Source organism: Taibaiella soli, assembly GCF_003236175.1.
Lineage (GTDB): Bacteria > Bacteroidota > Bacteroidia > Chitinophagales > Chitinophagaceae > QKTW01.
The window spans coordinates 1-25,925 of sequence record NZ_QKTW01000012.1 but is presented as its reverse complement, the minus strand read 5'-3'; the positions used below and the strand labels follow the sequence as shown (position 1 = coordinate 25,925).

20 protein-coding genes are annotated in these 25,925 nt (G+C 44.5%); 10 read left to right on the top strand and 10 right to left on the bottom strand.

Annotated elements, in window-relative coordinates:
- Positions 1 to 59: 59 nt before the first annotated feature.
- The 3 genes from DN068_RS07995 to DN068_RS07985 all read right to left on the bottom strand — a co-directional run bounded on the left by DN068_RS07995 (position 60) and on the right by DN068_RS07985 (position 6,086).
- Positions 60 to 1,109 (bottom strand): PorP/SprF family type IX secretion system membrane protein, encoded by a 1,050-nt coding sequence (locus DN068_RS07995; protein WP_110998386.1) that lies wholly within the window; start codon positions 1,107 to 1,109, stop codon positions 60 to 62.
- Between the two features lie 18 nt (positions 1,110 to 1,127).
- Positions 1,128 to 4,028, bottom strand: a complete 2,901-nt coding sequence (locus tag DN068_RS07990; protein ID WP_165836319.1) for a choice-of-anchor L domain-containing protein — start codon at positions 4,026 to 4,028, stop codon at positions 1,128 to 1,130.
- Between the two features lie 255 nt (positions 4,029 to 4,283).
- Entirely contained in the window at positions 4,284 to 6,086 is a 1,803-nt protein-coding gene (locus DN068_RS07985) for a T9SS type A sorting domain-containing protein (RefSeq protein WP_110998384.1), read from the bottom strand.
- Between the two features lie 138 nt (positions 6,087 to 6,224).
- On the opposite strand from DN068_RS07985, the gene DN068_RS07980 reads away from it, so the two are divergent.
- Positions 6,225 to 8,864 (top strand): FtsK/SpoIIIE family DNA translocase, encoded by a 2,640-nt coding sequence (locus DN068_RS07980; RefSeq protein ID WP_110998383.1) that lies wholly within the window; start codon positions 6,225 to 6,227, stop codon positions 8,862 to 8,864.
- 101 nt (positions 8,865 to 8,965) lie between these two features.
- Positions 8,966 to 9,616, top strand: a complete 651-nt coding sequence (locus tag DN068_RS07975) for a LolA family protein (protein ID WP_165836318.1) — start codon at positions 8,966 to 8,968, stop codon at positions 9,614 to 9,616.
- Between the two features lie 262 nt (positions 9,617 to 9,878).
- Here the strand turns inward: DN068_RS07975 and fabD are convergent, their stop codons facing one another.
- A complete protein-coding gene (fabD, locus tag DN068_RS07970) occupies positions 9,879 to 10,763 on the bottom strand; it encodes an ACP S-malonyltransferase (RefSeq protein WP_110998381.1) in 885 nt (294 codons plus the stop codon).
- Positions 10,764 to 11,130: 367 nt separating this feature from the next.
- Between fabD and ytxJ the strand changes: the two genes are divergently transcribed.
- Positions 11,131 to 11,463 (top strand): bacillithiol system redox-active protein YtxJ, encoded by a 333-nt coding sequence (gene ytxJ, locus DN068_RS07965; protein WP_110998380.1) that lies wholly within the window; start codon positions 11,131 to 11,133, stop codon positions 11,461 to 11,463.
- Between the two features lie 140 nt (positions 11,464 to 11,603).
- On the opposite strand, the gene DN068_RS07960 is transcribed toward ytxJ, so the two are convergent.
- Positions 11,604 to 12,935 (bottom strand): MATE family efflux transporter, encoded by a 1,332-nt coding sequence (locus DN068_RS07960; RefSeq protein ID WP_110998379.1) that lies wholly within the window; start codon positions 12,933 to 12,935, stop codon positions 11,604 to 11,606.
- 160 nt (positions 12,936 to 13,095) lie between these two features.
- Between DN068_RS07960 and DN068_RS07955 the strand changes: the two genes are divergently transcribed.
- Genes DN068_RS07955 through coaD form a run of 3 tightly spaced genes read left to right on the top strand, consistent with a single transcriptional unit; the run spans position 13,096 to position 14,941 of the window.
- Positions 13,096 to 13,941 (top strand): DUF3822 family protein, encoded by an 846-nt coding sequence (locus tag DN068_RS07955; protein WP_165836317.1) that lies wholly within the window; start codon positions 13,096 to 13,098, stop codon positions 13,939 to 13,941.
- The gene (locus tag DN068_RS07950) at positions 13,929 to 14,474 is read left to right on the top strand and encodes an RsmD family RNA methyltransferase (RefSeq protein WP_110998377.1); all 546 of its coding nucleotides are present in this window, start codon (positions 13,929 to 13,931) and stop codon (positions 14,472 to 14,474) included. The genes DN068_RS07955 and DN068_RS07950 overlap by 13 nt, the downstream gene beginning before the upstream one ends.
- A 5-nt stretch (positions 14,475 to 14,479) precedes the next feature.
- Positions 14,480 to 14,941: a pantetheine-phosphate adenylyltransferase gene (coaD, locus tag DN068_RS07945; RefSeq protein WP_110998376.1), complete on the top strand. Its 462-nt coding sequence runs from the start codon at positions 14,480 to 14,482 to the stop codon at positions 14,939 to 14,941.
- Between the two features lie 178 nt (positions 14,942 to 15,119).
- On the opposite strand, the gene DN068_RS07940 is transcribed toward coaD, so the two are convergent.
- Together DN068_RS07940 and DN068_RS07935 are read right to left on the bottom strand one after the other, a co-directional pair.
- The gene (locus DN068_RS07940; RefSeq protein ID WP_110998375.1) at positions 15,120 to 15,449 is read right to left on the bottom strand and encodes a YkvA family protein; all 330 of its coding nucleotides are present in this window, start codon (positions 15,447 to 15,449) and stop codon (positions 15,120 to 15,122) included.
- 86 nt (positions 15,450 to 15,535) lie between these two features.
- Complete coding sequence (locus tag DN068_RS07935) at positions 15,536 to 16,186, bottom strand: NUDIX hydrolase (RefSeq protein WP_110998374.1); 651 nt, start codon at positions 16,184 to 16,186, stop codon at positions 15,536 to 15,538.
- A 48-nt stretch (positions 16,187 to 16,234) separates the two neighbouring features.
- On the opposite strand from DN068_RS07935, the gene pyrE reads away from it, so the two are divergent.
- From pyrE to DN068_RS07920, 3 genes are all read left to right on the top strand, one after another.
- Positions 16,235 to 16,864: an orotate phosphoribosyltransferase gene (gene pyrE / locus DN068_RS07930; RefSeq protein ID WP_110998373.1), complete on the top strand. Its 630-nt coding sequence runs from the start codon at positions 16,235 to 16,237 to the stop codon at positions 16,862 to 16,864.
- Between the two features lie 203 nt (positions 16,865 to 17,067).
- On the top strand, positions 17,068 to 18,045 hold the full coding sequence (locus DN068_RS07925; protein WP_110998372.1) for a geranylgeranylglycerol-phosphate geranylgeranyltransferase: 978 nt from the start codon (positions 17,068 to 17,070) through the stop codon (positions 18,043 to 18,045).
- Positions 18,038 to 18,604: a Maf family protein gene (locus tag DN068_RS07920; protein WP_110998371.1), complete on the top strand. Its 567-nt coding sequence runs from the start codon at positions 18,038 to 18,040 to the stop codon at positions 18,602 to 18,604. The genes DN068_RS07925 and DN068_RS07920 overlap by 8 nt, the downstream gene beginning before the upstream one ends.
- 108 nt (positions 18,605 to 18,712) lie before the next feature.
- Here the strand turns inward: DN068_RS07920 and DN068_RS07915 are convergent, their stop codons facing one another.
- The 3 genes from DN068_RS07915 to DN068_RS07905 all read right to left on the bottom strand — a co-directional run bounded on the left by DN068_RS07915 (position 18,713) and on the right by DN068_RS07905 (position 21,498).
- Positions 18,713 to 19,390, bottom strand: coding sequence for a WG repeat-containing protein (locus DN068_RS07915; RefSeq protein WP_110998370.1), 678 nt, complete (start codon positions 19,388 to 19,390; stop codon positions 18,713 to 18,715).
- 87 nt (positions 19,391 to 19,477) lie between these two features.
- Entirely contained in the window at positions 19,478 to 20,608 is a 1,131-nt protein-coding gene (locus tag DN068_RS07910) for an NAD(P)/FAD-dependent oxidoreductase (RefSeq protein ID WP_110998369.1), read from the bottom strand.
- Between the two features lie 131 nt (positions 20,609 to 20,739).
- Complete coding sequence (locus DN068_RS07905) at positions 20,740 to 21,498, bottom strand: T9SS type A sorting domain-containing protein (RefSeq protein WP_110998368.1); 759 nt, start codon at positions 21,496 to 21,498, stop codon at positions 20,740 to 20,742.
- Positions 21,499 to 21,793: 295 nt separating this feature from the next.
- On the opposite strand from DN068_RS07905, the gene leuS reads away from it, so the two are divergent.
- The gene (gene leuS / locus DN068_RS22240; protein ID WP_110998367.1) at positions 21,794 to 25,255 is read left to right on the top strand and encodes a leucine--tRNA ligase; all 3,462 of its coding nucleotides are present in this window, start codon (positions 21,794 to 21,796) and stop codon (positions 25,253 to 25,255) included.
- Positions 25,256 to 25,925 lie beyond the last annotated feature (670 nt).

The following is a 25,925-nucleotide window of genomic DNA, read 5'->3' as shown; positions in this document are numbered from 1 at the left end:
AAAAAGAAAGGGCTATAAAATTTTTTTTTGCCCTTTCAAAATAAATTTTTCCTAAAAGATTAGAAACGAGCGCACGGATAAATCAGTTTTCTTGCGAAGTCAAGCGGACTTGGCGCAATATAACGCAGAGAGATCTCGAAACCACCGTTGCCGTTTGAAGCTGTTTTAAGTGCAGAAGTATTGTAATCGTAGCTTACGCCGATACGGAGCTGTTTAAATTCAACACCGGCAGTAACCATTACAGCATCACCTGTACGGTACCAGCCGCCTACAAATACGTTTGTAGCGAAGTTGCGGAATTCAGGGTTACCCACGATCATGTTGAATTCGTTACCAGCGATGAATTCGTTGGCTGTAGCCTGAGTTTGATACAATAATGCCGGACGGAGACTGAATTTTTCATTCAGATACCAGATAGCACCTGCCTGGCCCGTATAACGGATTCCCAGACCTACTTCACTGTTTTGTTTCTTTTCGAAAGATTCCTGTGGTTGGTTCAGGTTGTTTGCACCTACACCAACGGTATAGCTAAACACATCGCTTGTAGCATGTGACCAGCTGATACCTGCATTCACAGTAAAGTAGTTAACTTTTGTATTGAGCATTTCGTTGCCGATACCCGGGTTGAATTGTCCGTTCTGGAATTCATCACCGAAGTACAGTTTGCTTACGTCAATGCTTTTGTTAGTATAACCACCCTGAAAACCCACGGAGAGCGCTTTGTTCGGATTATCACGACCGCCACCGAGGAATTTGTGATAAGCTACGGAAACGAGACCTGTAAAGTTAGACAGGTTACCATCGCCGGCTTTATCATTAAATAATTGTGCACCTACTGCCAGATAATCGTCAACAGTAAGATCATGAATAACCGGCATATCAAATGATGCACCGTACGTAACAAACGGAGTGGTAACACTTGCCCACTGGTTGCGATAGATAGCTGCAGCACGCCACTGGCCATCGAAATTACCTGTAAAAGCAGGATTGACCGTCAGCGGAGCTGCATTAAACTGCGTAAAGTGTATGTCCTGCGCTTGTACAGTCTGTACAGTCAATGCCAATGCGGCGATCAAACTAGCACGGGTGAAGGTATTTTTCCTGATCATGATATATTACCTTAAGGATTATCTAATTAGTGTTACGTTTCCTTGTTTATAAAAGCGGCGACCTGAATCTGTGTACGCTTCAATCATGTAAACATACACGCCCATTGGCTGCGGAGTTCCGTTCAGTGCACCATCCCATCCCTGTTCGATGTCACTGGTTTCAAACACTTTGGTTCCCCAACGGTTGAAAATACGGAAATATTTCAAAGATACAATGCCTCGCTTATTTATTTTTAGTATGTCATTCGGCGCAGAGCCCGGACTGAAGGCATTTGGAATGCCCAACACTGTTTCTGCCATGTACACCGAAATAGAGTCTGTCACAGCACAACCAAATTCTGTTTTCGCTTTTACGATGTATTTAGTATTTACTGAAGGCATCGCAATCGGATTAGAAATATTTGTTGCTGTAAGGCCAAGTGGCGGGAACCATTCGAAATAAGTACAGTTACCACGCGGATTCATCTGATAAGATTCGCCAGGATAAATAGCTACAGAATCTTCCATTTCTACTACCCCATTTGGATGCACCACAATATTCAGGTTTACCGTGTCTTTACAACCATACTGATCTGTAACAATACCTGTATAATCGATATCTGCGGTAGGATAAGCAACAGGATCTGCACTTGCAGCGTCGTTCAATCCGAGTGCAGGCGTCCAGCTATAAGCCACACCACCGGTTGCATGCATCGCTACAGTGTCACGCGGACAAATAGCAGTATCTGCCGGTGTCATCGCCGCAAAATTACCCGGATGCACTACAATGTTCATATCGTCGCTTCCTTTACAGCCTGCAGGAGTCGTTACGGTCAGCGTCAGTGTTGTGTCTTGTTCGCCACTAAATATGATATCTTTTTGCGTAGGTTCATCGATATGTGTACCTGGAGTCCAGTTATAAATATAATGTGTATACCAGCCCGGAGTTACTGATGGATTCAGCTGCAGTGTATCCCATTGACAAATGGTGCGGTCAGGACCAACATATACTATAGGATTCGGCTGCACATCAATCGTGATTGATTTAGTAATGTTCGGACAAGAAGGATAGCTTGCTGTTACAGAATAAGTATGTGTTGAATCCGGCGTAATAGAAGGCATCAGCACTGTAGTATCGGAAACACCGTTGGCAGGTGTCCACAGATAACTGAATGCAGGATCGCCGTCAGCCTGAATATTCACAGTCATACCCTGACAAATAGCAGTGTCTGGTGTGTATAAAGTAAAGTCGTTTGGCAGTACACGTACACTCACCGTATCATAACCGTTACAACCGGCTGCACCTGGATTTGCTACTATATAATAGGTAAGACCGGTACCCACCTGGCTCGCTACCGGCGTAAATACCGGATCCGGAACCGAAGTGCTGTTCAGACTTGTACCCGGCGTCCAGGAATAAGTATAAGTCTGGTTGGCCGGCGTAGTCGTCACGTTAAACTGAACCGGAGTGCCGAGACAAGTAACTCTATCAGGACCTGCATCAACTATTGGCGGTTGTTTGATAGTAACTGTAACTGATCTGTGAACTACAGCACAACCTGAACCAGCCAGCGATGCGTTCAATGTATAAGTAGTTGTTGACGGCGGAGATGCCAGCGGATTACGGATATTCGGATCGCTCAAACCTGTAGATGGCGTCCAGTTGTAGCTCAGCAAAGTATCGCCGATCGCTTGCAGATGTACGGTGTCGTACAAACAAATTGCAGTGTCCGGTGTTACGATATGTGCCTGCAGTGAATCATAAATAGTAAGGTAAGCACTGTCAATGATCGGTGCAGTACCTGTAGTACCACAAGTATATGGTGAAAGGATAAGCAGTTTCACGATTACTGGCCCTGTTGGCGGATTTGCCGGCAGACCAAAGATCTGGCGCGTTGCAACTGTTCCGTTAGCGGGAATCACCACACTATCCGGGATTGTCGTATAATCTACACCATTTACCGCACTACCTGCAATCTGATAGTGAATAACGAGCGGCGTTGGTTTAGCTACCGGGCGTGTAAATAAGAACTGACCGGGAGAACAGCCGCGCACACAATAAGGCGTAGGAGCCGCAAGACCGCCACCACCGATTGGTTTTACATTCACAGCGTTTGAAGTAAGACTCCCTGCTTTCAGAAATACACCTGAGTCATAGAAAGCATCGCCTACGTCTGCGATAGCGAGCTTCAGGTGATAAGTAGTACAAGGCGTTACTGCAGAAATAGCTTGAAGCACGGTAGTAAAACCACCATAGGTAATGGTCGTACCAGCAGCGTTATTCACATAGTATTGAGTAAACGGCGAACCCGCCCCCATACTGGTACAATAAGAATTTGGATTCGTTACGTTGTTGATACTATTGATAGAAACCGGAATTGTTGTTCCAGGCACCAATGCAAGATTTTTACGGCCGACAATACCCGGGCCGGAAATAAAGAAGCCAAATACATCATTAAAGCTCGAACAGGCAAACCCAGGATATTCATCCGATCCGAATACATAATCAAATTTAACGGTATCGCCCGCCGGATTAAAATCGAATTCAAGCGAACATCCGTCATTGGTTGACTGGCCCGAAGGAAGAATACTGTCCAGCGTAGCATCACCAGGTGCATACGGGATAGTTCCTGAGAAGGATGTAGAAGCAAACAAGGTAGAAGCACCGTTGACACCGATTACCGTACCATTTGTCTGAGCGGTTCCGTTTGTCAGTATAATACCGCTATCCAGACCAAGGTTGCTGCTTACAATGCCAAATCGGCCTTCAGCAGTTAAAGGACAGGTTAATACGGCATTAGAGATCGTAACACCTTGTCCAGTGAGCGTTTGCGCAAGATTAAGAGCAGTTTGACTGGGATATACGTTTACCTGACCATGCGCCAGGCTGGTGATAAATAAGGCTACAGCACTAAAAATCAGTTTTGCACTCTGCCTCATTGATTTGGTTTGAGAGCTTCTATAATTCATACCTGAATGGTCTGTATTTATTGTAAAAGACAGTTGGTAAAAAGGAAAAGTTTGTTCCAAATTAACATTTTTAGAACATATCGTACAATTTCTCCCTTAATTTAAGACAGAAACAACCTAATTGCTAAAAACAAAACTCGGAAATAGGCAACTGCACGACGTTTGTAAAAAAAGCAGGAGTGCCCTCCTGCTTTCAATTGGATTTTTTGATGCTAATGCCGCTGATTAATATTTACAGAACTTAGCAACTGCTTTTCCTGATCTCACATAATAAATTCCCGATGCCCAGTCGCTTATGTTTATATTAAAACTAGTGCTTTCTTTCGCATTGCCCGTATATAACACCTGTCCGAGTGCATTGTAGATATACACGGTTTCGGTAAATGCTTTATCGCTGCGAACGCTTATTTCAGCGCCGGTCTGGCTAACGATAATATTATTAGCCCCTGCAGGAATAATGTTCTCTGTAGTCGATTCGCTATTAACAGTGCGCAATGCCCCGCTATTATCACATCCATAAACAAACTTGCGTATAGGTTTACGAATCAGACTGAGCGGAGATACCGTAGCATTAGCCGGTGAATAACCCAATGGCCCATGCTGCAGTTCAATAACCTCTAATGTACCTGGATCATTGGCCCAGTCTGCCGGATCAATAGGATAATACTGACAATTCATCGCGCCATCGAAAGCTGTCGGAACAATAGAATTGGCGATTGGATGATAAGTGCTGAGATGTTGCACTGGAAAAGAGTAAGCAGCATACGCAGCATACGCAACGGAATCCTGCGGATTTTTCAGGCCGGAAATATAGTTTGCCTGACCAAATTTTGTGGCGATGTGCGGCATACCAATTGGCTCATAGCCAATTGCCAGAGACAAATCGACATTCGAATTTTGCGTAGGGTAAGCATACGCCCAATTCTCAACATTGTTTATATAATCAAAGCTCATGCTAAACAATTGCGGAAGGCCTGTCCCACCAAGTGTATTATATAAACGACCATAGCCACTCAGCAATACCGAATTTGGAATAGCGTCATCTGTTTGCAGAGAATAACCGTAAATATTTGATCCGTAAGGCCGAAAAATATTGGGATGTGTAGAAAGCGCCCCGCTGGTGTAATCCATTACAGCCAGATACGTATTATGCGTATAGCCTGATGCAGACGCAATAATCACTTTGTCATTTGGCCTGTCATAAGTAATATCCTGAGCAAATTCGTTAGGCTGCCCTGTTTTGATATTGTATGCATTATAATACATCATATGTCCCGCCGGGTCTACTTTCAACACTAAAGACATACCATTGCTCGTTCCATAGTTAATCCCCCCCACTTGCACAATTTGATTACCGGAACCGCATACGATGAAATTGCCGTCCGGCATTTCCTTAACGGCATGAAACCAGTCAAAATCACCCGTCGATCCATTTGGTGTATCCATGGTGCGCATCCAGGTTATATTATAAGCAGCATCCAGTTTCATAATAAAGCCCATAGGTGCACTCATTCCCGTTTTACCAACAATAATGAGACCGCCGTCGCTCGTGGCTTTTACATCACTTGGAATCAAGCCACTCGGGTAGCTGAATTTATTACTTGCTACCACCGTTTGCGTAAGGTATGTCTGATAATCCAATTCTATCACAAACATGTCTCCGTTTGTAACACCAACACCAACAATGTGCCTGTTAAATTCGCATAACGCCATCAGGTCATCATTTACACCAGTCGAATACATCCAGTGTGGTATATCCTGGTCATCCATTGGGAAAAAAGTGAAATCCTGCAAGTCATAGGGATTCGGCACGTAGCCTGACACTGGCGAATAATCTTCATCCGTGTAAATTGTTCCACCGATGACAACGGTACCTCTGGAATCCATAGGTGCAATACTGAACAGACCGGCTGAGTTCCCTCTATCACTGGCGTAGGCGCGGTTGAAATGGACGGGATCTGGTAATTGGGCGTGAGAAAACAGTGACAGGCATAGGGCTGTCAGCGTAATTGATAAAGTCTTTTGCATAAGGTTTTTTGTGAAAGTTTATAATCAATAATCAAATTAATAACTTTCGTAAACATCTCCTATTTCATTTTTAAAACATCTTAAAATCCCTACAAGGGAAATTTATAATTGTCACTTTAACACCTATTTTTGGCACTTATGGCCAACAAGAAGAAAACTACCTCGAAGAAGACTGCTGCAGTGGCGCCGCAACCAATTAATGACCAACGTCCCAGAAAGCTAAAACTCGCATTGGGCATTTTGGGATTACTGGTCGGCATTTTTATTTGCCTGGCCATTGTCAGCTATTGCGTATCATGGCGTGCCGATCAGGATAAGGTACTTACCTCGGGCCTGAGCAATTTCATTTTACATGACCATACCCCTGTGGCCAACTGGGGCGGCCGTCTGGGTGCTGCGCTGGCACATGTGTTCGTATTCAAAGGTGTCGGTATTGCGGCATTGGCCATTGGATTGTGGATTGCCGCATTCGGGCTTAATATACTTTACGGCAAAAAAGTGGTTCCCGTACTTCGCTATATGCGCTGGTTGTCCATCGTATTGCTGGTACTCGCACCGGTAATGACTTATTTATTCCCACATACAAGCTTTGCCTGGGGCGGCGCTTGGGGAAATGTATCTATCGATTATCTCAACGGTCTGGTTGGTAAAGCCGGAACCGGCATGTTGCTACTTTCTGTTGCGGCATTTTTTGCATTTGTTGTTTTTGCGCTGGATATCCGTCCGTTGCTGCAACGCGCCAAACGTACCGCCAATAAAGTAACATCGGCGATAGCGCCAACTCCGGTTAATGAAGAAATGCCTAACGAAATTGTTCCGCCCGTAAAAGGTGAACGGATCAGATCTACGGTAATGCCGGAAGTAGACGTTCCCCAGCCAGTAACTGAAAAAGACTGGGATATGGGCCTGGTGGAAAAACCAGCCACAGGGGCGGCAAAAGGCGGTACTGCCATGGCTTTGGCCAATGTACACGAAGATGAAGACGCACCAGAAATAGCACAGCACGAAATTCCTTTTGATATCGAAGAACCGCACGAAGAGGATGAAGAAACTGATATTTCAGAAGCAGACATGCTAACTGAAGAAGAAAAAGAATACCAGGCCTACCTCGCTACTAAGAACGGCTCGACTGTTATTCTCAATCATGATATACCGGCAAAGAAAACACAACCGAAACAAGAATTTTCTTTCGAAGTAATCACTCAGCCAGACGAAGCGCCGGCAGCACCAGCCATTGAACATGGCGGGCATATCAGTATTGAAGACGGTGAACCTTACGCACCGGAACTTGATCTGCCGAATTACAAATTCCCAACGCTTGATCTTCTGGAAGACCGCACCAATGAGGTCATTCAGCTGGACAAAGAAGAACTGGAGAAAAACAAAAATCAAATCATAAACACGCTGCGCAGTTTCGGAATCGAAATTCAACGCATCAGTGCAACTGTTGGGCCAACGGTAACCCTGTACGAAATTGTACCTGCAGAAGGCGTGCGTATTTCAAAGATCAGAAATCTGGAAGATGATATCGCGCTGAACCTTGCGGCGCTAGGCATTCGTATCATCGCGCCTATTCCGGGCCGCGGCACAATTGGTATTGAAGTGCCGAACGCCAATAAACAGATCGTTTCCATGCGGGCATTGCTCTCCAGTGAAAAATTTGTGAACACGAAAATGAGCTTGCCAATTGCGCTTGGTAAAAAGATCGATAATGAAAACTACATCGTTGACCTCGCTACCATGCCGCACTTGCTGATGGCGGGTGCTACAGGTCAGGGTAAATCGGTTGGGATTAATGCGATCCTTGTTTCGTTGCTGTACAAGAAACATCCGTCGCAATTAAAATTCGTGATGGTGGATCCTAAGAAAGTAGAACTTTCTATCTACCGCCTGATCGAAAAACACTTCCTGGCAAAGCTTCCGAACGAAGAAGAAGCCATTATTACAGATACCAAAAAAGTAATTTATACGCTCAATGCGCTTTGTATTGAGATGGATAATCGCTACGAATTACTCAAAGAAGCGGGCACCCGTAACATCAAAGAATACAACGAGAAATTTATCAGCCGCCGCCTCAATCCGGAACGCGGACATAAATATCTTCCGTTCATTGTGCTGGTAGTAGATGAGTTTGCCGACCTGATCATGACTGCCGGTAAAGAAGTGGAAGTGCCGATCGCCCGTCTGGCCCAGCTGGCACGTGCGGTGGGCATTCACTTAATTATCGCTACGCAGCGTCCTTCTGTAAACGTTATTACCGGCACCATCAAAGCCAACTTCCCTGCCCGCATGGCCTTTAAGGTTTCTGCAAAAGTCGATTCACGGACCATTCTTGATACGGGCGGTGCTGAACAGCTGGTTGGTCGCGGTGATATGCTGGTAAGCCATGGCAGCGAACTGCTGCGTTTACAGTGTGCGTTTGTAGACACCCCGGAGGTAGAACATATTGTAGAATTTATCGGTAAACAACGTGGATATCCTTCCGCATTTGAATTGCCGGAATATGAGGGTGACGACGATGACAGCAAGGACAAAGTTGTAGATCTCGTAAACCGTGATAAACTGTTTGAAGACTGTGCACGCCTCGTGGTACAATCGCAAAACGGCTCAACGTCAAACCTGCAGCGCCGTTTCAACCTTGGTTACAACCGCGCAGGCCGTATTATGGATCAGTTGGAAGCCGCAGGCATTGTTGGTCCGGCTATGGGCAGCAAGCCGCGTGACGTATTATTTCATACAGACGGCGAATTGGAACAATTTTTGGAAACACTTGGGTAAAGGGCAAGTTGTCATTAATTTTGCAGGCCAAAAGCAACCGCAACAATGTACAATTGCTTTTAACATTTGACATTCAATTAATTAATCAATAAATGATTCGTATGAAAAAGTTTCTCAGTTTAGGTATTTTAATTTTGCTTTGCGCAGTGCAAACGAGTTTTGCACAAACGGATGCAAAAGCAAAAGCAGTTCTGGACGCAGTTAGTAAAAAAATTAACGGTCTTAAATCGCTGAAAGCAAATTTTGCACTGCACCTTGCCAGCGCTAATGGTAAAGTAAGTGAGTCTAAAAAAGGTACTTTTTCTATGAAAGGCCAGAAATACCACGTTGTTCTGGGTGGTCAGGAAATTATCTGCGATAACAAAACTGTCTGGACCTATACGAAAGACGCAAACGAAGTTCAGGTGAGTACGTTCAATCCAAATGAACAAACTATTTCCCCAGCTAAACTGTTTACCAATTTCTACGACAAAGAATACAAGTACAAATATGTTGGCGAACGTAAAGTAAACGGTAAAAACTGCGATGTCGTAGAAATGACGCCGGTAAACACCGCGAAACAATTCAAAAAAATTGAACTGGCTGTAGATAAAGCCAGCTCTACTATTGTAGGCGGCAATATCTGGGAGAAAAACGGTAACCAATATCAATACGAAATCAGCGGTTTCACGCCAAACGCACCAATCGCTGACACTTATTTCACCTTCAACCCAAAACAATATCCTGGTGTTGAGGTCGTAGATCTCCGATAATTAAATTTTGAAACATATAAATGAAAGCCTTCGCAAATGCGGAGGCTTTTTTATTACTGGCGCAAGTGTTCTGAAAGATCACTCGTGTCTGCATAGTTCCACCCGATTGTATCGGACTCCATGACACAGACTGCAAGTACCGATACAATCGGATTAAATTTCCGGGACACGCATGATCCTGACGGAACATGCGCGCCAGTTTTAAACATACAAAAAAAGGCCAGGCACTCGCCTGACCTTCTAAAAACTTAAAAACTATATTTTAGTTGATACCGTCTGTAGTGACTTCTTTTGCGATTTTCTTCACCAGACCTTGCAGCACATTACCCGGACCAACTTCAGTAAAATGGTTGGCACTGCCGTGGTTTACCATGTTCTGAACAGTTTGCGTCCAACGCACCGGAGCAGTCAATTGGTTGATCAGATTCTGACGGATCATCATCGGATCGATATATGGGCTTGCATCTACGTTTTGATAAACCGGGCAAGTCGGGTTACCGAAATGAGTCGATTCAATTGCCGCTTGCAGTTCTTCTTTTGCAGGCGCCATCAGCGGTGAGTGAAATGCACCACCAACTTGCAGCACCAACGCGCGTTTGGCACCAGCAGCTTTCATTTTTTCACAAGCAAGCGCAATACCGTTAATGCTTCCGCTAATGACCAACTGACCCGGACAGTTATAGTTTGCAGGAACTACTACATCGTCCGTAAATTCCGCACAGATCTCTTCTACTTTCGCATCTTCCAGACCGAGAATAGCGGCCATGGTAGACGGATTGATTTCACAAGCGCGTTGCATTGCCGCGGCTCGCTTAGCCACCAGACGCAGGCCGTCTTCGAACGACAAAACTTTATTGGCTACCAGTGCAGAAAATTCACCCAAAGAGTGACCAGCAACCATTTCAGGAAGCAGATCAGGCGTAGTAAGGAACTGAATCACAGAATGCAGAAACACGGCAGGCTGCGTTACTTTAGTTTGTTTCAGTTCTTCGTCAGAACCAGAAAACATAATATCAGTAATACGGAAACCTAAGATTTCGTTGGCTTGTTCAAAATATTCTTTCGCCAGTGTATTTTCTTCGTACAGCTTTTTACCCATACCGGAAAACTGTGCTCCCTGACCAGGAAATATGTAAGCGTGCTTCATATATTCAAATCAATATTTGGGGCGAAAATAGGCAGGAATGGTGAATGGTCAAAGGTGAATGGTGAATAGCCTGTCAAACGTCAAAGGTCAAACGTCAATAACGCAAGTTGTTTTCCTGCAAAGGACGCAAAGTATTCTTGTCACACTGAGCGGAGTCGAAGTGTCTCACGGCGAAACGAAGGCGCAAAGCCCTTATTATACGGAAAACTCGCAACTGACAATTCACCGGTCACCACATTGACGTTTGACTTTTCACGTTTGCCTACTCACAACTGACAATTCACCACTCACAAAATTGACCATTGACCATTGACCTACCTTATACGGCTATTGCCCTCAACTCCCAAACATGTACTAAATTTGCACCATGAATTGGATTAACCTGACTGAGGATCAACAATTAGAAGCGATCCGTGAAGAAAGTAACAATCGCCCTGTCGTTATATTTAAACACAGCACCCGCTGCTCTATTTCCACAATGGCGAAAAGCCGTCTGGAACGTTCTAATCAACCGGAACACATTGATTTTTATTATCTTGACCTTATAAAATATCGCCCGTTATCCAATAAAATCGCAGAAGACTTTCAAGTTCACCATGAATCGCCACAGGTGCTGCTGATCAAAAATGGAGAATGCATCTACGAAGAAAGCCATAATGGCATCACAATGGACGAAATCGCGCAAATGGCGGCTAACTAATTCGGCAATTTGGTCTCACCCCGGCCCTCTCCGAAAGAGAGGGTGCTGCTATCTTGAGCCTGTGTTGCACCATAAGCTCACCGCGGAAAATGTTATCAGAATTAAGGCTGCGTCAACACCACCTCCTCCTTTGGAGAAGGCTAAACCCGTTGTCCTCTCCATCTTCCGCTCCTCAGATAGAAGAATGAAATAATGAGCAGCATGGTCCAATAGACAAATTCTGAAGCCCAGGCCCATTGCAGGGAAAGTTTCAACCTGTGAATGATGATGTAACAATACAGCAGGTAACTGAATACACAGGTGACTTCGATTGTAAGATTGATCAGCGTCTTACCTGTTCCCACAACAGCATTAAATGTAACCGTCGAAACCGACATAATCAGCATGGCAGTTACGATCACTCGGAGACTTGGTACCGCCAGATCAACCAGTGTTTGATCGGCACGATACATAGAGAGAAACGGATGAGCGAAAATCAACAGCAGACCCGCAATAACGGCCGTCAACCCAAGACTCAAACCTGCAATCTTACGCACAAGTCGCGGCACCTGATTTTGTTTGCCCTGACCGATGATATTACTCACCATGGTATTACAAGTGGCAGCAAAAGCCATGGTGATTACCCCAACCAGACCGAAAATGCTGCGTAATATCTGCGATGCAGCCAGTTCCCGCTGACCGAGATGTTCTACAAAAAAGAAAAAGATCATCCAGCCACCAATCCCAAACATATACTGCACAATAAGCGGTGCCGAAATCTTCAGACTTCGTCGTGAAAGCTTAAAATCAAAGCTGGGATAAAACGAAATCGGATAAGTATGCTGCTGGCCTTTCAGATAGAAAACCCCGTACATGGTCAGGCAACTGCAGGCTTCGGCAATAACGGAGGCTAAAGCTGCACCGCTAAGACCCATTTCCGGGAATCCGAATTTTCCGAATATCAGTGTATAGTCCAGAAAGATATTCGCCGCCGTATGCACCAACGCACCAAAAATGAGATATTTCGACTGGCTGGTAGAAATGAAAAATGCATTTGCCAATTGCGTCAGCAAAAGAAACGGCAAACCCCACACACGAATGTACAGGTAATTCACGCTCAGCAAAATATGGTCGCTATCATGCAAGCTGAAACCAAAAATAAGCGGTGTTATCCACAGAGAAAGCAACATCATTCCCACCGAAAAAGCGGCGCCGAGCATAATACCATTCGTAAAAATTCGCCCTAAGCCAGCATGATCACCCTCGCCGGCTCTTCTGGCCATTTGTATCTGCTGGCCGTTATTCAATCCCATACCCACCATTGTGAGAATGAGATAAAAAATGCCCGCAATACCATTTACACCCAGTTCTCTTTCGCCCACTCTTCCTAAAAAGACATTGTTCGTCAGAAAGCTAATCTGCGGAATCAACAGCGCCAGAGAAATGGGAGCCGCCAGTCTTAGTATGTCTTTATTGGATACAGATATTTTCACCCGGTATTCTGATTATCATTTAAAATTTCCGTCCTTTGCAGCAATAATTAGTTGCGAAAAAATATAAATCGATCGCTGAAAAGAAGGAATCGTGCTATATAAAATGGCGGTGGGCCGAAAGGTTTATCTCGCAAAATTATTCTATAATTGTGTGCTTTCTATGCATTCTACCATTATTAGTTCAATAAAGCATCATATTTATAAAGCCCGTGAAAGCGAAACGCTCATGAGTGAGGTTTCCCGTATCATTTGTGTGCTGATGCCACACGCCTTTCTAGTGGCAGGTTTAAACAGCTCAGGCAAAATAAAACTGGCACAGTATTACGGCTACGACAAACAGCTGGAACCATGGCACAATGATTTTTTTGAACAAGTATTGAAAAATGAACCATTGCTCGGTGATTTGAGCATTTTGCCTAAAGTTTTTATCGCCTCCGGCAAACAAATTATTGTTCCGGACGAGCTTTATAATAAAGAAGACGCGGAAGCATGGCTGCGCTCTATGCATTTTGTAGAAGCAGACGAAGCGGTATACGAATATCATCTGGACGATGACAAAGCACAGCTTGTTTTTGCTGCACCACATACCGGTGAAGCGTTGGCGAAAAGGTACTTCAATCACGCTACGATCCGTCCGCTGAATGCTTATCAGTATAAATGTGAAGAAACCGACATTCCATATTTCGCACATGGCACCTTTATGGAAGAAAGCGGTTGGATAAGCCTTCGCAAAAAAGGCAAACTGCTCTGGAATCACTACTTCACTTACGGAAACGCAGAAGAAATAGCCTATTATCTGGCATCGGCCTGTAAAGAACATGATATCCCACATTCAGAACTAACGATACAGTTTGGCGTCGTATGCCCGGAATTGCAACATCTGGCTGCCGAACTCAAAGCGTTTTTTCCTTCACTCAGAGATGACAATGTATCTCCCGATGCAAGCTACCAAAGCTGGGCACCGGTATTGTACATGATACAACAAATCAATAAATGCGTATCATAAGCGGAACATTCGGCGGTCGCCGCTTCTCCCCTCCATCCGGTATTCCTGCCAGACCAACAACCGATCTGGCCAAAGGGGCACTTTTCAATGTGCTGGATAATATGATGGACCTGGAAGATATTAGTGCACTCGATATTTTCGGCGGAACCGGCAGTATCAGCTATGAACTTGCCTCACGCGGCGCTGCAGATATCACAGTGGTGGAAAAAGATGGTACTTCTGTCGAGTTTATAAAGAAAACAGCAAAGGATCTGGATATTGCCGACAGCCTGCATATTATCCGCAGTGATGTTTTTAAATTTCTAAAGCAATGCAGCAAACAGTTTGATCTGATTTTTGCAGATCCGCCGTATGCATTGCCAAATATGGGCGATCTGCCAATCATAATTTTCGAAAAAAATCTACTGAAGCCGGAAGGTGTTTTTGTTTTGGAACACACTACACACAACGACTTTCAGCAGCATCCTCATTTTCTCCGAATGAAAAATTACGGAGCCACCATCTTCAGCTTTTTTACTCAAACAAGTAAATAATCTATATGCAACAACGCATTTGCTTATTTCCCGGCACATTCGACCCGATCACAATGGGCCACGTGGATGTGATCAACCGGGCAGTTTCACTGTTCGACAAAATCGTGGTAGGCATTGGTATCAACTCTTCCAAACAACCGATGTTTACGGTAGAACAGCGCGTGAACTGGATTCATGATATTTTCAAAGGCGACCCACGCGTGGAAGCGGCGAGTTATACCGGCCTTACGATTGATTTTTGCAAACAGATCAACGCACATTATATCTTGCGCGGAATCCGCTATGTAAGCGATTTTGAATATGAAAAAGCGATTGCTGATATGAACCGCATGCTGGCACCAGATATTGAAACTATTTTCCTGACAACGGCTCCTGCTTATTCTACGATTTCATCAACGCTGGTTCGTGACGTAATCAGAAACAATGGCAATGTGCGCATGTTTGTTCCGGAAGAAGTAAAATGGTAGTTAGATCGCTGATGGCTGATATCGGATTTCTGATTTCCCTCAAATCTACCAAACGCATGTCACGTCGACGGTAGGAAGGATGACATCAAAAAATAAACAACTCAAGACTTGATATAAATGAATAAGGCTTCCCGCGGGAAGCCTTATTCATTTATTAAAAAACGGTCAAAATCAGCCATCAGCCATCAGCGATCTTTCGGCGTTCTGCCGCTTTGTGACGGATATAACGCTGCGTTTCTTTATTCAATACTTTCAACAACAGGAAAAAGATAAATCCATCATCAATCCAACCAAGTACTGGAATATAATCCGGTATAAAATCAAAAGGGAAAAGAATGTAAATGATCGCCATCACAACTATGATCGTTGTAATTACAGACATTCTATAACGCCCACTGAGCGTTTCCCGTATCATTTGCCACATTGTTTTCCGGTTTTGAAACAGGCCAAAAGCATGGCGCATGTTTCTTGAAGACCGGTCAGAAGAAGTAGTAGTTCTAGACATCATTTTCACCTTAAAATCCTCATCACAAATATCCTCAACCTAATGTTGAAGTAATGTTAATCCTTCCCTGCTAAAATGCAAAATAACGATTAAACATCACTGCCATCATCATCCATAATGCCGGATTTCCCCAGCACTTCAATGATCGCTTCGTATGTTTTTTCCAGGATTGGCGGCAGTTCATCGGCGCTTACCCAACGTGCTTCCTCAATATTCTCCTCCTGTTGCGGCACCAGCTTTTCGTCTGAAGTCGTGTGCATTTCATACCAGGCAGTGCGCTTGAGCAGATGCTGTCCATGCTGTGCATACACATGATAAGTATCGCTTATTTTTTTACCCAACGTCAGCTTTTTCAGCCCCGTTTCCTCTTCTACTTCGCGCAGTGCACAGGCTTCCATGTCTTCACCTTCGTCACGCTTTCCTTTTGGCAAATCCCATTTACCGCGGCGATAAATCATCAACACTTCATTGCGCTCATTAAAAACAACACCGCCTGCCGCATCAATTGGGCTGTACAACTGATGAATGCCATCCAGCAGCGCCTGCTCCGAATTGTCTGCGATGATTACGCCAGGCGTATTCTGGCTCTCCAAATATTCCATCGCCACCAGGTAATTCTCTTTAATTGCACCGGTAAGCAGCAGGTAATCAGCAGCATCATGCATATTGATATAATGGCGACTGTCTGTAGTGAGAATCAGTGGCTTATTGTTGTAATATATTTTCTGAAAGAAATTCATTGGTTCTGGTTTGTGAAACTTACTGAATGGGCGTAGTTTTGGCGCGTTATGAGCACACAAAAACAATTCGCTGAAAAACTCCTGCAAATTAAGGCTTTGCAGATCAACATGCAAAAGCCGTATGTATGGGCGTCTGGCTGGAATTCTCCTGTATACTGCGACAACCGTAAGGTATTGTCTTACCCTTATGTACGTGATTTCGTAAAAAGTGAGCTGGCCAACATGGTGCTGGAGAAATTTCCGGATGCTGATGTGATTGCCGGTGTGGCGACTGCTGGTATTCCACACGGAATTATGGCAGCTGATCTGCTGAAACTGCCATTTATTTATGTGCGTGCGAAACCGAAAGAACACGGTATGGGCAATCAGATTGAAGGTGTGCTGGAAAAAGGACAGAAAGTAGTTGTGATTGAAGACCTCGTTTCAACCGGAAAAAGCAGTCTGCAGGTTGTAGAAGTGCTTCGTGAGCAAGGTGCTGACGTAATCGGCATGTGCGCTCTGTTTACTTACGGATTCCCGATTGCAGATGAAGCATTTGCTGCAGCAAATGTTCCACTTTACACAATCAGCAATTACAACGCACTGCTTGAAGTAGCAGAAGAAAAACAACTGGTAGGCGCAGATCAGAAAGAACTGCTGCAGGCATGGCGCGTAAGCCCATCTACCTGGAATAAATAATATTCAATTGACAATTTCTCAATTGACAGTTGACAATTCCTCATGTTGTATGATTTTCTGTTGTCAACTGTCAATTTTTTTATTTTACGTTCCCATTGTCAATTGTCCATTGTCAATTGTAAATGTTTTTCACCATGAGTTTATAGTTACCAATTGAAAATTGAAAATTGTCAACTGTCAACTGTACACTGTCAACTGAAAAAATGGCCTGGCTCAGACTCATTCGCTGGAAAAATCTGCTGATCGTTTTTCTTACTCAGTTATTGGCCTGGTGGTGTGTCATACTACCGGTGCAATACCATTTTTCCTCCGTACAGCATATCCGGCAACCAGCCTTACTTACACCGATCCATTTTGCATATATCTGCCTTTCTACCGTACTTATTGCGGCCGCGGGTTATATTATCAATGATTATTTCGACATTAAGATAGACGCCATCAACCGGCCGGAAAAAGTAGTACTGGAAAAACAGATACCACGACGCCTGGCTATTTTATCGCATAGTTTTCTCAATATTATTGCACTCATACTAGCTGGAATTGTAGCACGCAGGGGCGGTCACTACGAATGGTTATTACTGCAACTGAGCTGTACTGTTTTACTGTGGTTTTACTCTACCCATTTCAAACGCCAGTTTATGACAGGCAATGTTTTGGTGGCATTACTCACCGCATTGACCATCATTACGCTTATCGTTTACGAACCGGCCATCCGTGTCTATTATTACCACGCAGCCTTTCTGGATATTCCGGAATTGCAGCATCGCTATTTGCTACCAAATCCGCTATGGGTTTTGGTTGTCTATGCATTTTTCGCTTTCGTGCTTACCTGGATGCGGGAAATTGTAAAGGACATGGAAGACTTTAAAGGTGACGCCGAACAAGGTTGTGTTACGATGCCGATTAAATGGGGATTGCAACGCTCCGGCCGATTTGCACAAGGCTTAGGCTGGACCGCTGTAGCTATTCTTGCAATGGTGGCTGTCAATTTAATCATTAGCGGCTGTTACATGCTCGGCGTTTATACAGTCGTTGGCATTATAGCACCACTGATCTGGTGGATTCTTCAACTCAATAAAAAAGCAACAACGGCACATTATCATAATGCCAGCCGCTGGCTAAAAATCATCATGGTGCTGGGCATCGTTTCACTCATTATTTACAACATTCAATATGCATAATATTATCCTTGCTTCGCAATCACCGCGCCGCAAACAGCTACTGGAACAAGCTGGCTATTCGTTTACGATAGTTATTGCGGATGTAGATGAAACCAACCCTCCGGGAATGCACGGAATGGACGTTCCCGAGTTTCTGGCGAAGAAAAAAGCTGCTGCTATTGAAGCAAATCAACCTGCAGATGCGGTAATCATTGCGGCAGACACAGTGGTTTTACTCGATGACGAAATCCTCGGAAAGCCGGTAGATACGGCGCACGCAAAGGAAACGCTGAAAAAGCTTTCAGGCAGAATGCACCAGGTAGTTACGGGTGTTTGTATTCAGAAAGGCGATGACCAACGCAGCTTTTCTGTGATCACAGAAGTTTATTTCCGTCCGCTAACTGAAGATCAAATTGATTTTTATGTGGAAAAATATAGCCCGATGGATAAAGCCGGCGCTTATGCCATTCAGGAATGGATCGGTCTGCTGGGCATTGAACGCATCAACGGCGATTACTACAATGTAATGGGATTGCCTATTGGCGAAGTGGCTTTGGTACTTGATTCCTTAAATAGTTAATTCGTTAAATAGTTAAAAAAATCAATTAGGCTAAAGGGTTAATTTGGTCCGACCCAATCCCCGGCTGATTTAACCCTTTAACGGATTGACCAATTAACCCGCCAGAAATCAGAGCGGCGGAATAGGCTCCCAATATCCGGCATGTGCTTTTACTTTCCCGTTTCTGTTTATGATCAGGTACTCATTACCGAGCAATACTCTGGCGCGGTTGTGCTTGAAAGACGCAGCCTCTTTGTATTGAAGCGGAATGACAACTTTACCACGGCGATTTATGTAGCCTCTTAAATTTCCCTTATAGACGACTGATCGTCCGTTGTTGAATGCGCCACACGCATCATATATAGCGTCAAATTTCCTATGCCCCTTGTGATCGATAAAATACTGCGCGCCGGTACTGTCCGTTACCCAGGCAAGTCTATCGCCAAAATCGCCAGTGTTCTTATAATAAAAAGGAATTATCACCCTGCCATTCACATCAATGTAGCCGTATTTATTATTACTGTCGCAAGCGGTCAGTACTCCCTCATGCAATAATCCCAATCCATGATATCGTATAGGCACCACAATCCGGTCATTAGCATCGAGAATGCCGCAAGCACTATAATCTGTGGTGCAAACCCAAAAACGGTCAGGCGTTAGCTGCCGCTTATATACCGTAAATGTTTTGGACTGCGTGCTATCAAAAATGATGTATTGTTTTTGTTCCTGTGCGAAGACTTGTACGCAGATGCCCATCAGTAGCATCAGTCCCATAAAACCAAATTTCAGAAACGAAGGAACACTCATGGTTTAAGCTAAATAGATAATTCGTTAAAAAGTTAAAGGGGTAAATCAGTGCGATTTCAGGTTTTGACAAATTGACGATTTATCCCTTTAACCAATTAACTGCGCAGCTTTTTCAGCTGCGCGCGAGCCAAGTGCAACGCCCATTCCACCCATACGGAAAGCGCCAAACACACGATTTGAAAATGCTTTTACAATTGGACCTTTGTTATTGCCGAAAGCCATAATGCCAGACCAGCGCATGTCAATTTCAAATGGCGTATCTGGCAGAATAATATCGCGGAGTTTTTGTTCCAGATTGTTTTGAATGATTTTGCTGAGCTCAAATTGCTCCGTTGTTTCGCCTGCAAAATCCAGGTTCCGGCCACCACCAAACAATACACGACCATCTATTTCCCGGAAATAATAATATCCTTTATCAAAATGGTAAATGCCTTTAAACTTCAAACCAGTTACGGGTTTGGTAATTAAAACCTGACCGCGGCCAGGCACTACGTCCTCACCTGGTAGTAATTTTTTGGTAAACGCGTTGGTACAAATAAGAAGTTTATCGCAACTTAAAGTCCATTGTTCTGCCCGGAAAGGATCTCCCACAATTACATTTACGCTCCGCTCCGTTTCTTCAAAACGAATCACGTCGGCACCTGTTTTTATTTCTACACCTAAGCTCAACGCAAAATTTATCAGCGCACGCATCATCATGCCAGTATTGATTTCACCCTCGCAGTTATTTTCAACCAAAGCCCTGGTGTAATCTTTCGCGAAACCAAATGATTCAATCTTTTCATTTACCAACCGGAATGATGCTATTCCTGTAACCGGCATCAGCAATTCATTCATCCGGCTCATCGCTTCCAGCATTGGCAATTCGTCTTCATTGATCAGTTCATAACTGCCATTGGCTTTGTAGCCGATCCGTTCGTCACCCAATCTGCCGCGCAGTTTTTCCAATCCTTTTTTTCGTTCTTCAAACAATGCGATAACTGAAGCTTCATTGCTGCCATTCAGGTCATCGAGCAATTCTGTAAGACTTCCCATACAAGCAAATCCGGCATTACGCGTACTCGCTCCTGTTGGCAGCAGGCCCCGTTCCAGTATCAGCACAGAAGCATTCGCATGTTTTTCTTTTAACTCTATCGCTGCCGATAACCCAACGATCCCCGAACCGATAACGATGTAATCATAACCTGTAAAACTCTGCCTTTCCCAATAGCTGACCATGAAATGAATGTACACAAAAAAGCCGGGCAGAGAACTGTCCGGCTTAGCTTTAGGGCTATGTTTTTTTGTTATGAAAATTCTTCTATCAAGGTAATTATTTTAAATCAAAATTCATATTCTATTCACAAAAACTATTTATTAATGAGCAGTTTCCCTGCACTAACCTGACCATCCATTACCACCTGGTAAATATACAAGCCGTTTTGCACGTTCATGGTGTTTAAAGAGATCGTCTGCTTGCCTTTGCCATAGGTTTTTTCATTCGTTTGAATCACCATACGACCGGTAATGTCAAATATACGAACACTCACAGCAGTATTTACAGATAAATCCATATCGATGTTCGCATAGCTTTGAGCCGGGTTAGGATAAACTTTTGTCACCGCGTTTTCAACAAGCGTAGCTTCCAGCTCGCCTACTGCCAGCGGATTGCTGTCGAACAGAACCGAATCGCAAGAAGCATTGTTTGCGATATTATTGTCGATCATAGAATCGATGCCTCTGTTAAGTGGTCTTATTGCTATACAGAATTGTCTTTTACCGGCGAGCGTTGCAGGAATAGTCAGGGAAAAACTCTTATTGATCTGAATGGTATCGTTTGGCGCCAGTGTTCTATTGACGATTCCAAATGTGGTAACAGATTGACCGCCGATATTGAAGGTAATTTGGGTGCCATCAATCAGGTATCCGTAGTATAAAGTATCATTTGTCTGGAAAGTTGTAGTACCAACATTCTTGATAACTGCATTAAATGCTACCGTTTGCCCGCTATTAAAAGTAGTGTTGTTAACCGGCGCTGTCAGGGTAGCCTGGAGGTCAACAGTACGTTGTGCTTTCGCGCCAACACTTAAACAAAGAACTGCAGAAAGGATTGTGTAGATTTTTTTCATTGCTAGATTAATTTCTTTCGAATTTATATAGTTGAATCGAAAACACACTACTTAATTCATTCTTTTTCAACAAAATGAGTAGTTATACTCATTCCCTTATAGGTAGTTAATCTGACAAATAGAAAATTGATTAATCAATCAAAAAGGGGCAAATAGCCAAAAGGGTAAAATGGTTAATTAGGTCGTGAATAAACACAACATCGGAAACATATCAACATTTCAACGTATCAACCGTTTACCTCCTTTAACTATTTAACCATTTAACGGTACTTTTGCGGACTTACAGGAAAAACACATGGAATACGCCTTTCAGGAAATAGAAAAAAAATGGAAAGAATACTGGGAAAAAGAACAGGTTTATAAAGTCAGCAATCAGAGCGACAAACCGAAGTTCTACATCCTCGACATGTTTCCGTACCCAAGTGGCGCTGGTCTGCACGTTGGTCACCCGCTGGGTTATATTGCGTCAGATATCTACGCACGTTATAAACGCATGAAAGGTTTTAATGTGCTACACCCGATGGGCTTTGATGCATTCGGTCTTCCTGCAGAACAATACGCTATGGAAACCGGTCAGCATCCGGCCATTACCACAGAAAAAAACATTGCCCGCTATCGTGAGCAGCTCGATAATATTGGATTTTGCTACGACTGGAGCCGCGAGTTCCGCACCAGCGATCCTAAATACTACAAATGGACGCAATGGATCTTCCTGCAACTCTTCCATAGCTGGTACAACCACAAAACCGGCAAGGCAGAAAGCATCGATACACTGATTGCTATTTTCGAAAAAGAAGGCAATACAAACACCGCTTGTCCGGGCGACGAAGATTTGCATTTCACTGCCGAAGAATGGAAAAACTTTAGCACCGAAGCAAAGCGCAATGCTTTGATGCAATATCGCCTCGCTTACCTCGACTATGCGGAAGTATGGTGGTGTGAAGCTTTGGGCACTGTACTTGCGAATGACGAAGTAGTCAACGGTGTATCAGAACGTGGTGGGCATCCGGTTATCAAAAAACAAATGCGCCAATGGTTCCTGCGCATCACAGAATATGCAGACCGCCTGCTTTCCAGCCTCGACACTTTGGAGTGGACAGAAGCCATGAAAGAAATGCAGCGCAACTGGATCGGTAAAAGTCAGGGAGCGGAAATTAAATTCGACCTCCTCCCGTCCTCCTCCCAAGGAGGAGGTGGTGTTGACGCAGCACTTAATTCCGATAACACCCCCGCAACAGGGGTTGATAATAAAACCTCCCTCTCCTTCGGAGAGGGCCGGGGTGAGGCTGGACATAGTGAGGCCCATTGGCAAACTGCCGAACCATCATTGTATGCGAGCATCAAGGACTTTAGAAATAATCTGAAGAAAAACCCAACCGAAGCCGAAAACATACTTTGGCAAGCAGTCCGAGACAAGCAATTAGGTGCCAAGTTCAGAAGACAACACATTATCGGTCGTTTTATTGCCGATTTCGTTAGCATTACCCATAAACTGATTATTGAAGTTGACGGCGGCATCCATTTACAGCAAATTGAGGCTGATAAAGACCGCACGACGTACCTCAACGAGAAAGGTTACACTGTTATCCGTTTTACAAACGAAGAAGTAATTGGAAACCTGGCGGGAGTACTTAATAAAATAAAAAGCCTCCTCCCATCCTCCTCCCAAGGAGGAGGTGATATTGTGGAAGAACCGGGCGAGGATTACCTCACATTCGGCCTCCTCCCGTCCTCCTCCCAAGGAGGAGGTGATGTTGACGCAGCACTTAATTCCGACAATACCTCCGCGACAGGAGTTGATAATAACACCTCCCTCTCCTTCGGAGAGGGCCGGGGTGAGGCCTCCATTGACGTCTTCACCACCCGCCCCGACACCATTTTCGGTGTGGACTTTATGGTGGTAGCGCCAGAACACAAACTGGTAGACGAAATCACAACAGCCGAACAAAAAGAAGCCATCGCGAAATACAAAGAATACGTGCAAAGCCGCTCTGAGCGCGAGCGTATGAGCGAAGTGAAACAAGTGACCGGTTGCTTTACCGGCGCATATGCCGTTCATCCATTTACCGGAAACCCAATTCCAGTCTGGACTTCAGAATACGTACTGGCAGGTTACGGTACAGGCGCTATCATGGCCGTACCTTCCGGCGATGATCGTGACCACGCATTTGCAAAGCATTTCAACATTCCGATCACTAACATTTTCGGCGAAAAATATACCGGCGAAGCTGCCTATTCCGAAAAAACCGGCACACTCACCAATAGCGATTTCCTGAACGGACTGGACGTAAAAGCAGCTACAGAAGCAGCTTTAAAAGCCATTGAAGAAAAAGGCATCGGTAAAAGAAAAGTAAACTACAGACTGCGCGATGCGGGCTTTAGCCGTCAACGTTACTGGGGCGAGCCGTTCCCGATCGTGTATGTAAATGATATTCCTTACGGTGTTGATGAAAACGAACTCAACATCGCAGACGCAGAACGCGCGCTGCCGGTTGCATTGCCGGACATTGAAAAAGGCTACAAACCTGGCCCCGAAGGACAAGGCCCGCTGGCAAATCTGATGGATTGGGTTACGCCAGCATCGCTCAACGGCGGCCACCGTGAGGTAAACACCATGCCGGGTTATGCAGGCAGCAGCTGGTACTTCCTGCGTTACATGGATCCGCACAATGAACACACATTTGCAGACCGCGCAGCAACCGATTATTGGAAACAAGTAGATATTTATATCGGTGGTACCGAACATGCCGTTGGTCACTTGCTCTACAGTCGCATGTGGACAAAAGCCCTGCACGATCTGGGTTATATCAGTTTTGATGAGCCCTTCCGCAAGTTGGTGAATCAGGGTATGATTCAGGGCAGTTCACGTTTTGTATATCGCGAGCGTGGCACCAATACATTTATCAGCGCAGGTTTGAAAGGTCTGTACGAAACAGACAAACTGCACGTGGATGTAAACATCGTAGATGGTCTGGAACTCAATATTGAGGCATTCAAAAATTGGCGCGAAGAATACGCAGATGCATCATTTATCCTCGAAGACGGTAAATACATCTGCGGCGCAGAGGTAGAAAAAATGTCAAAACGTTGGTTCAATGTCGTAAATCCAGATGACGTCGTAGCACAATACGGCGCTGATACTTTCCGCATGTACGAAATGTTCCTCGGTCCAATTGAGCAAAGCAAACCTTGGGAAACCAAAGGCATTGAGGGCGTTCACCGCTTCCTGAAGAAATTCTGGCGCTTGTATTTCGATGAGCAACAAGGCTGGATCGTAAACGACAATCCTGCCGAAGAAGCTGCACTGCGAGCATTGCACAAAACCATCAAAAAGATCGCCGACGATACCGAGCGTTTTGCATTCAACACTTGCGTGAGCCAGCTGATGATCTGTGTAAATGAACTCACTTCGCTGAATTGCCACAGCCGTCAGGTTTTAGAGCCGCTCGTTGCAGTGATCTGCCCGTTTGCACCACACCTTGCCGAAGAGCTCTGGCACAAATTCGGACATACCGATACAGTAGTTGCTGCGTCTTTCCCTGCTTTCGAAGAAAAATATGTAGTAGAAAGCAGCAAAAAATATCCGGTTGCAGTAAATGGTAAAACACGTACCGAACTGGAATTCGCCATCGATGCAGATCAGGCCACCATTGAAAAAACGGTGCTGGCTGATGAAACAGTCATCAAATGGCTGGAAGGCAAAACACCGAAGAAGATCATCTTCGTACAAGGAAGGATGATTAATATCGTTATTTAGTTACGTTGTACGTTATAAGTTGTACGTTATAAGTTGTACGTTATAAGTTGTACGTTATAAGTTGTACGTTATAAGTGAAAAACCGGTTCCAACAGTAGTGTTGAAACCGGTTTTAATTTTACCACTGGCGCGAGTATTATCCCGCGCAAGTGTTTCCCATAGCGAGCTGCACATAATAAATGATATAAAAACACGGTCATTGCGAGGAGTCCCCTCACAATGAAATTGTGGGGACGACGTGGCAACCTGATTTCGCGATTGTTGCTCACGAGGAATACCAAAAACGCCGTCCCGAGGACGAAGCAGGAGAACCTCGAGAACAGGTTTCGCGTGCTCCGCGCCGAGGGCAGAGCGATGAAATTTTACTCTGCGCGAAATCAGATCCCCACGTCGTTCCTCCTCGGGATGACTCGAGCGAGTGTTATCCCGCGCGAGTGTTTCCCATAGCGAGTTTCACATAATAAATGATATAAAAACACGGTCATTGCGAGGAGTCCCCTCACAATGAAATTGTGGGGACGACGTGGCAACCTGATTTCGCGCAGAGCAAAAAACAAAACACCTACTCACGTCATTGCGAGGAACGAAGCAGCCTGCACATAATAAATGATATAAAAACACGGTCCTTTAGATTTGCCTTGGCAATTCCCTAAAGACATTACTATTATTT

Excerpts from the sequence above, each read along its gene's own strand:
- DN068_RS07995 (WP_110998386.1), bottom strand. The coding sequence starts at position 1,109 with ATGATCAGGAAAAATACCTTCACCCGTGCTAGTTTGATCGCCGCATTG.
- DN068_RS07990 (WP_165836319.1), bottom strand. The coding sequence starts at position 4,028 with ATGAGGCAGAGTGCAAAACTGATTTTTAGTGCTGTAGCCTTATTTATC.
- DN068_RS07985 (WP_110998384.1), bottom strand. The coding sequence starts at position 6,086 with ATGCAAAAGACTTTATCAATTACGCTGACAGCCCTATGCCTGTCACTG.
- DN068_RS07980 (WP_110998383.1), top strand. The coding sequence starts at position 6,225 with ATGGCCAACAAGAAGAAAACTACCTCGAAGAAGACTGCTGCAGTGGCG.
- DN068_RS07975 (WP_165836318.1), top strand. The coding sequence starts at position 8,966 with ATGAAAAAGTTTCTCAGTTTAGGTATTTTAATTTTGCTTTGCGCAGTG.
- fabD (WP_110998381.1), bottom strand. The coding sequence starts at position 10,763 with ATGAAGCACGCTTACATATTTCCTGGTCAGGGAGCACAGTTTTCCGGT.
- ytxJ (WP_110998380.1), top strand. The coding sequence starts at position 11,131 with ATGAATTGGATTAACCTGACTGAGGATCAACAATTAGAAGCGATCCGT.
- DN068_RS07955 (WP_165836317.1), top strand. The coding sequence starts at position 13,096 with ATGCATTCTACCATTATTAGTTCAATAAAGCATCATATTTATAAAGCC.
- DN068_RS07950 (WP_110998377.1), top strand. The coding sequence starts at position 13,929 with ATGCGTATCATAAGCGGAACATTCGGCGGTCGCCGCTTCTCCCCTCCA.
- coaD (WP_110998376.1), top strand. The coding sequence starts at position 14,480 with ATGCAACAACGCATTTGCTTATTTCCCGGCACATTCGACCCGATCACA.
- DN068_RS07940 (WP_110998375.1), bottom strand. The coding sequence starts at position 15,449 with ATGATGTCTAGAACTACTACTTCTTCTGACCGGTCTTCAAGAAACATG.
- DN068_RS07935 (WP_110998374.1), bottom strand. The coding sequence starts at position 16,186 with ATGAATTTCTTTCAGAAAATATATTACAACAATAAGCCACTGATTCTC.
- pyrE (WP_110998373.1), top strand. The coding sequence starts at position 16,235 with ATGAGCACACAAAAACAATTCGCTGAAAAACTCCTGCAAATTAAGGCT.
- DN068_RS07925 (WP_110998372.1), top strand. The coding sequence starts at position 17,068 with ATGGCCTGGCTCAGACTCATTCGCTGGAAAAATCTGCTGATCGTTTTT.
- DN068_RS07920 (WP_110998371.1), top strand. The coding sequence starts at position 18,038 with ATGCATAATATTATCCTTGCTTCGCAATCACCGCGCCGCAAACAGCTA.
- DN068_RS07915 (WP_110998370.1), bottom strand. The coding sequence starts at position 19,390 with ATGAGTGTTCCTTCGTTTCTGAAATTTGGTTTTATGGGACTGATGCTA.
- DN068_RS07910 (WP_110998369.1), bottom strand. The coding sequence starts at position 20,608 with ATGGTCAGCTATTGGGAAAGGCAGAGTTTTACAGGTTATGATTACATC.
- DN068_RS07905 (WP_110998368.1), bottom strand. The coding sequence starts at position 21,498 with ATGAAAAAAATCTACACAATCCTTTCTGCAGTTCTTTGTTTAAGTGTT.
- leuS (WP_110998367.1), top strand. The coding sequence starts at position 21,794 with ATGGAATACGCCTTTCAGGAAATAGAAAAAAAATGGAAAGAATACTGG.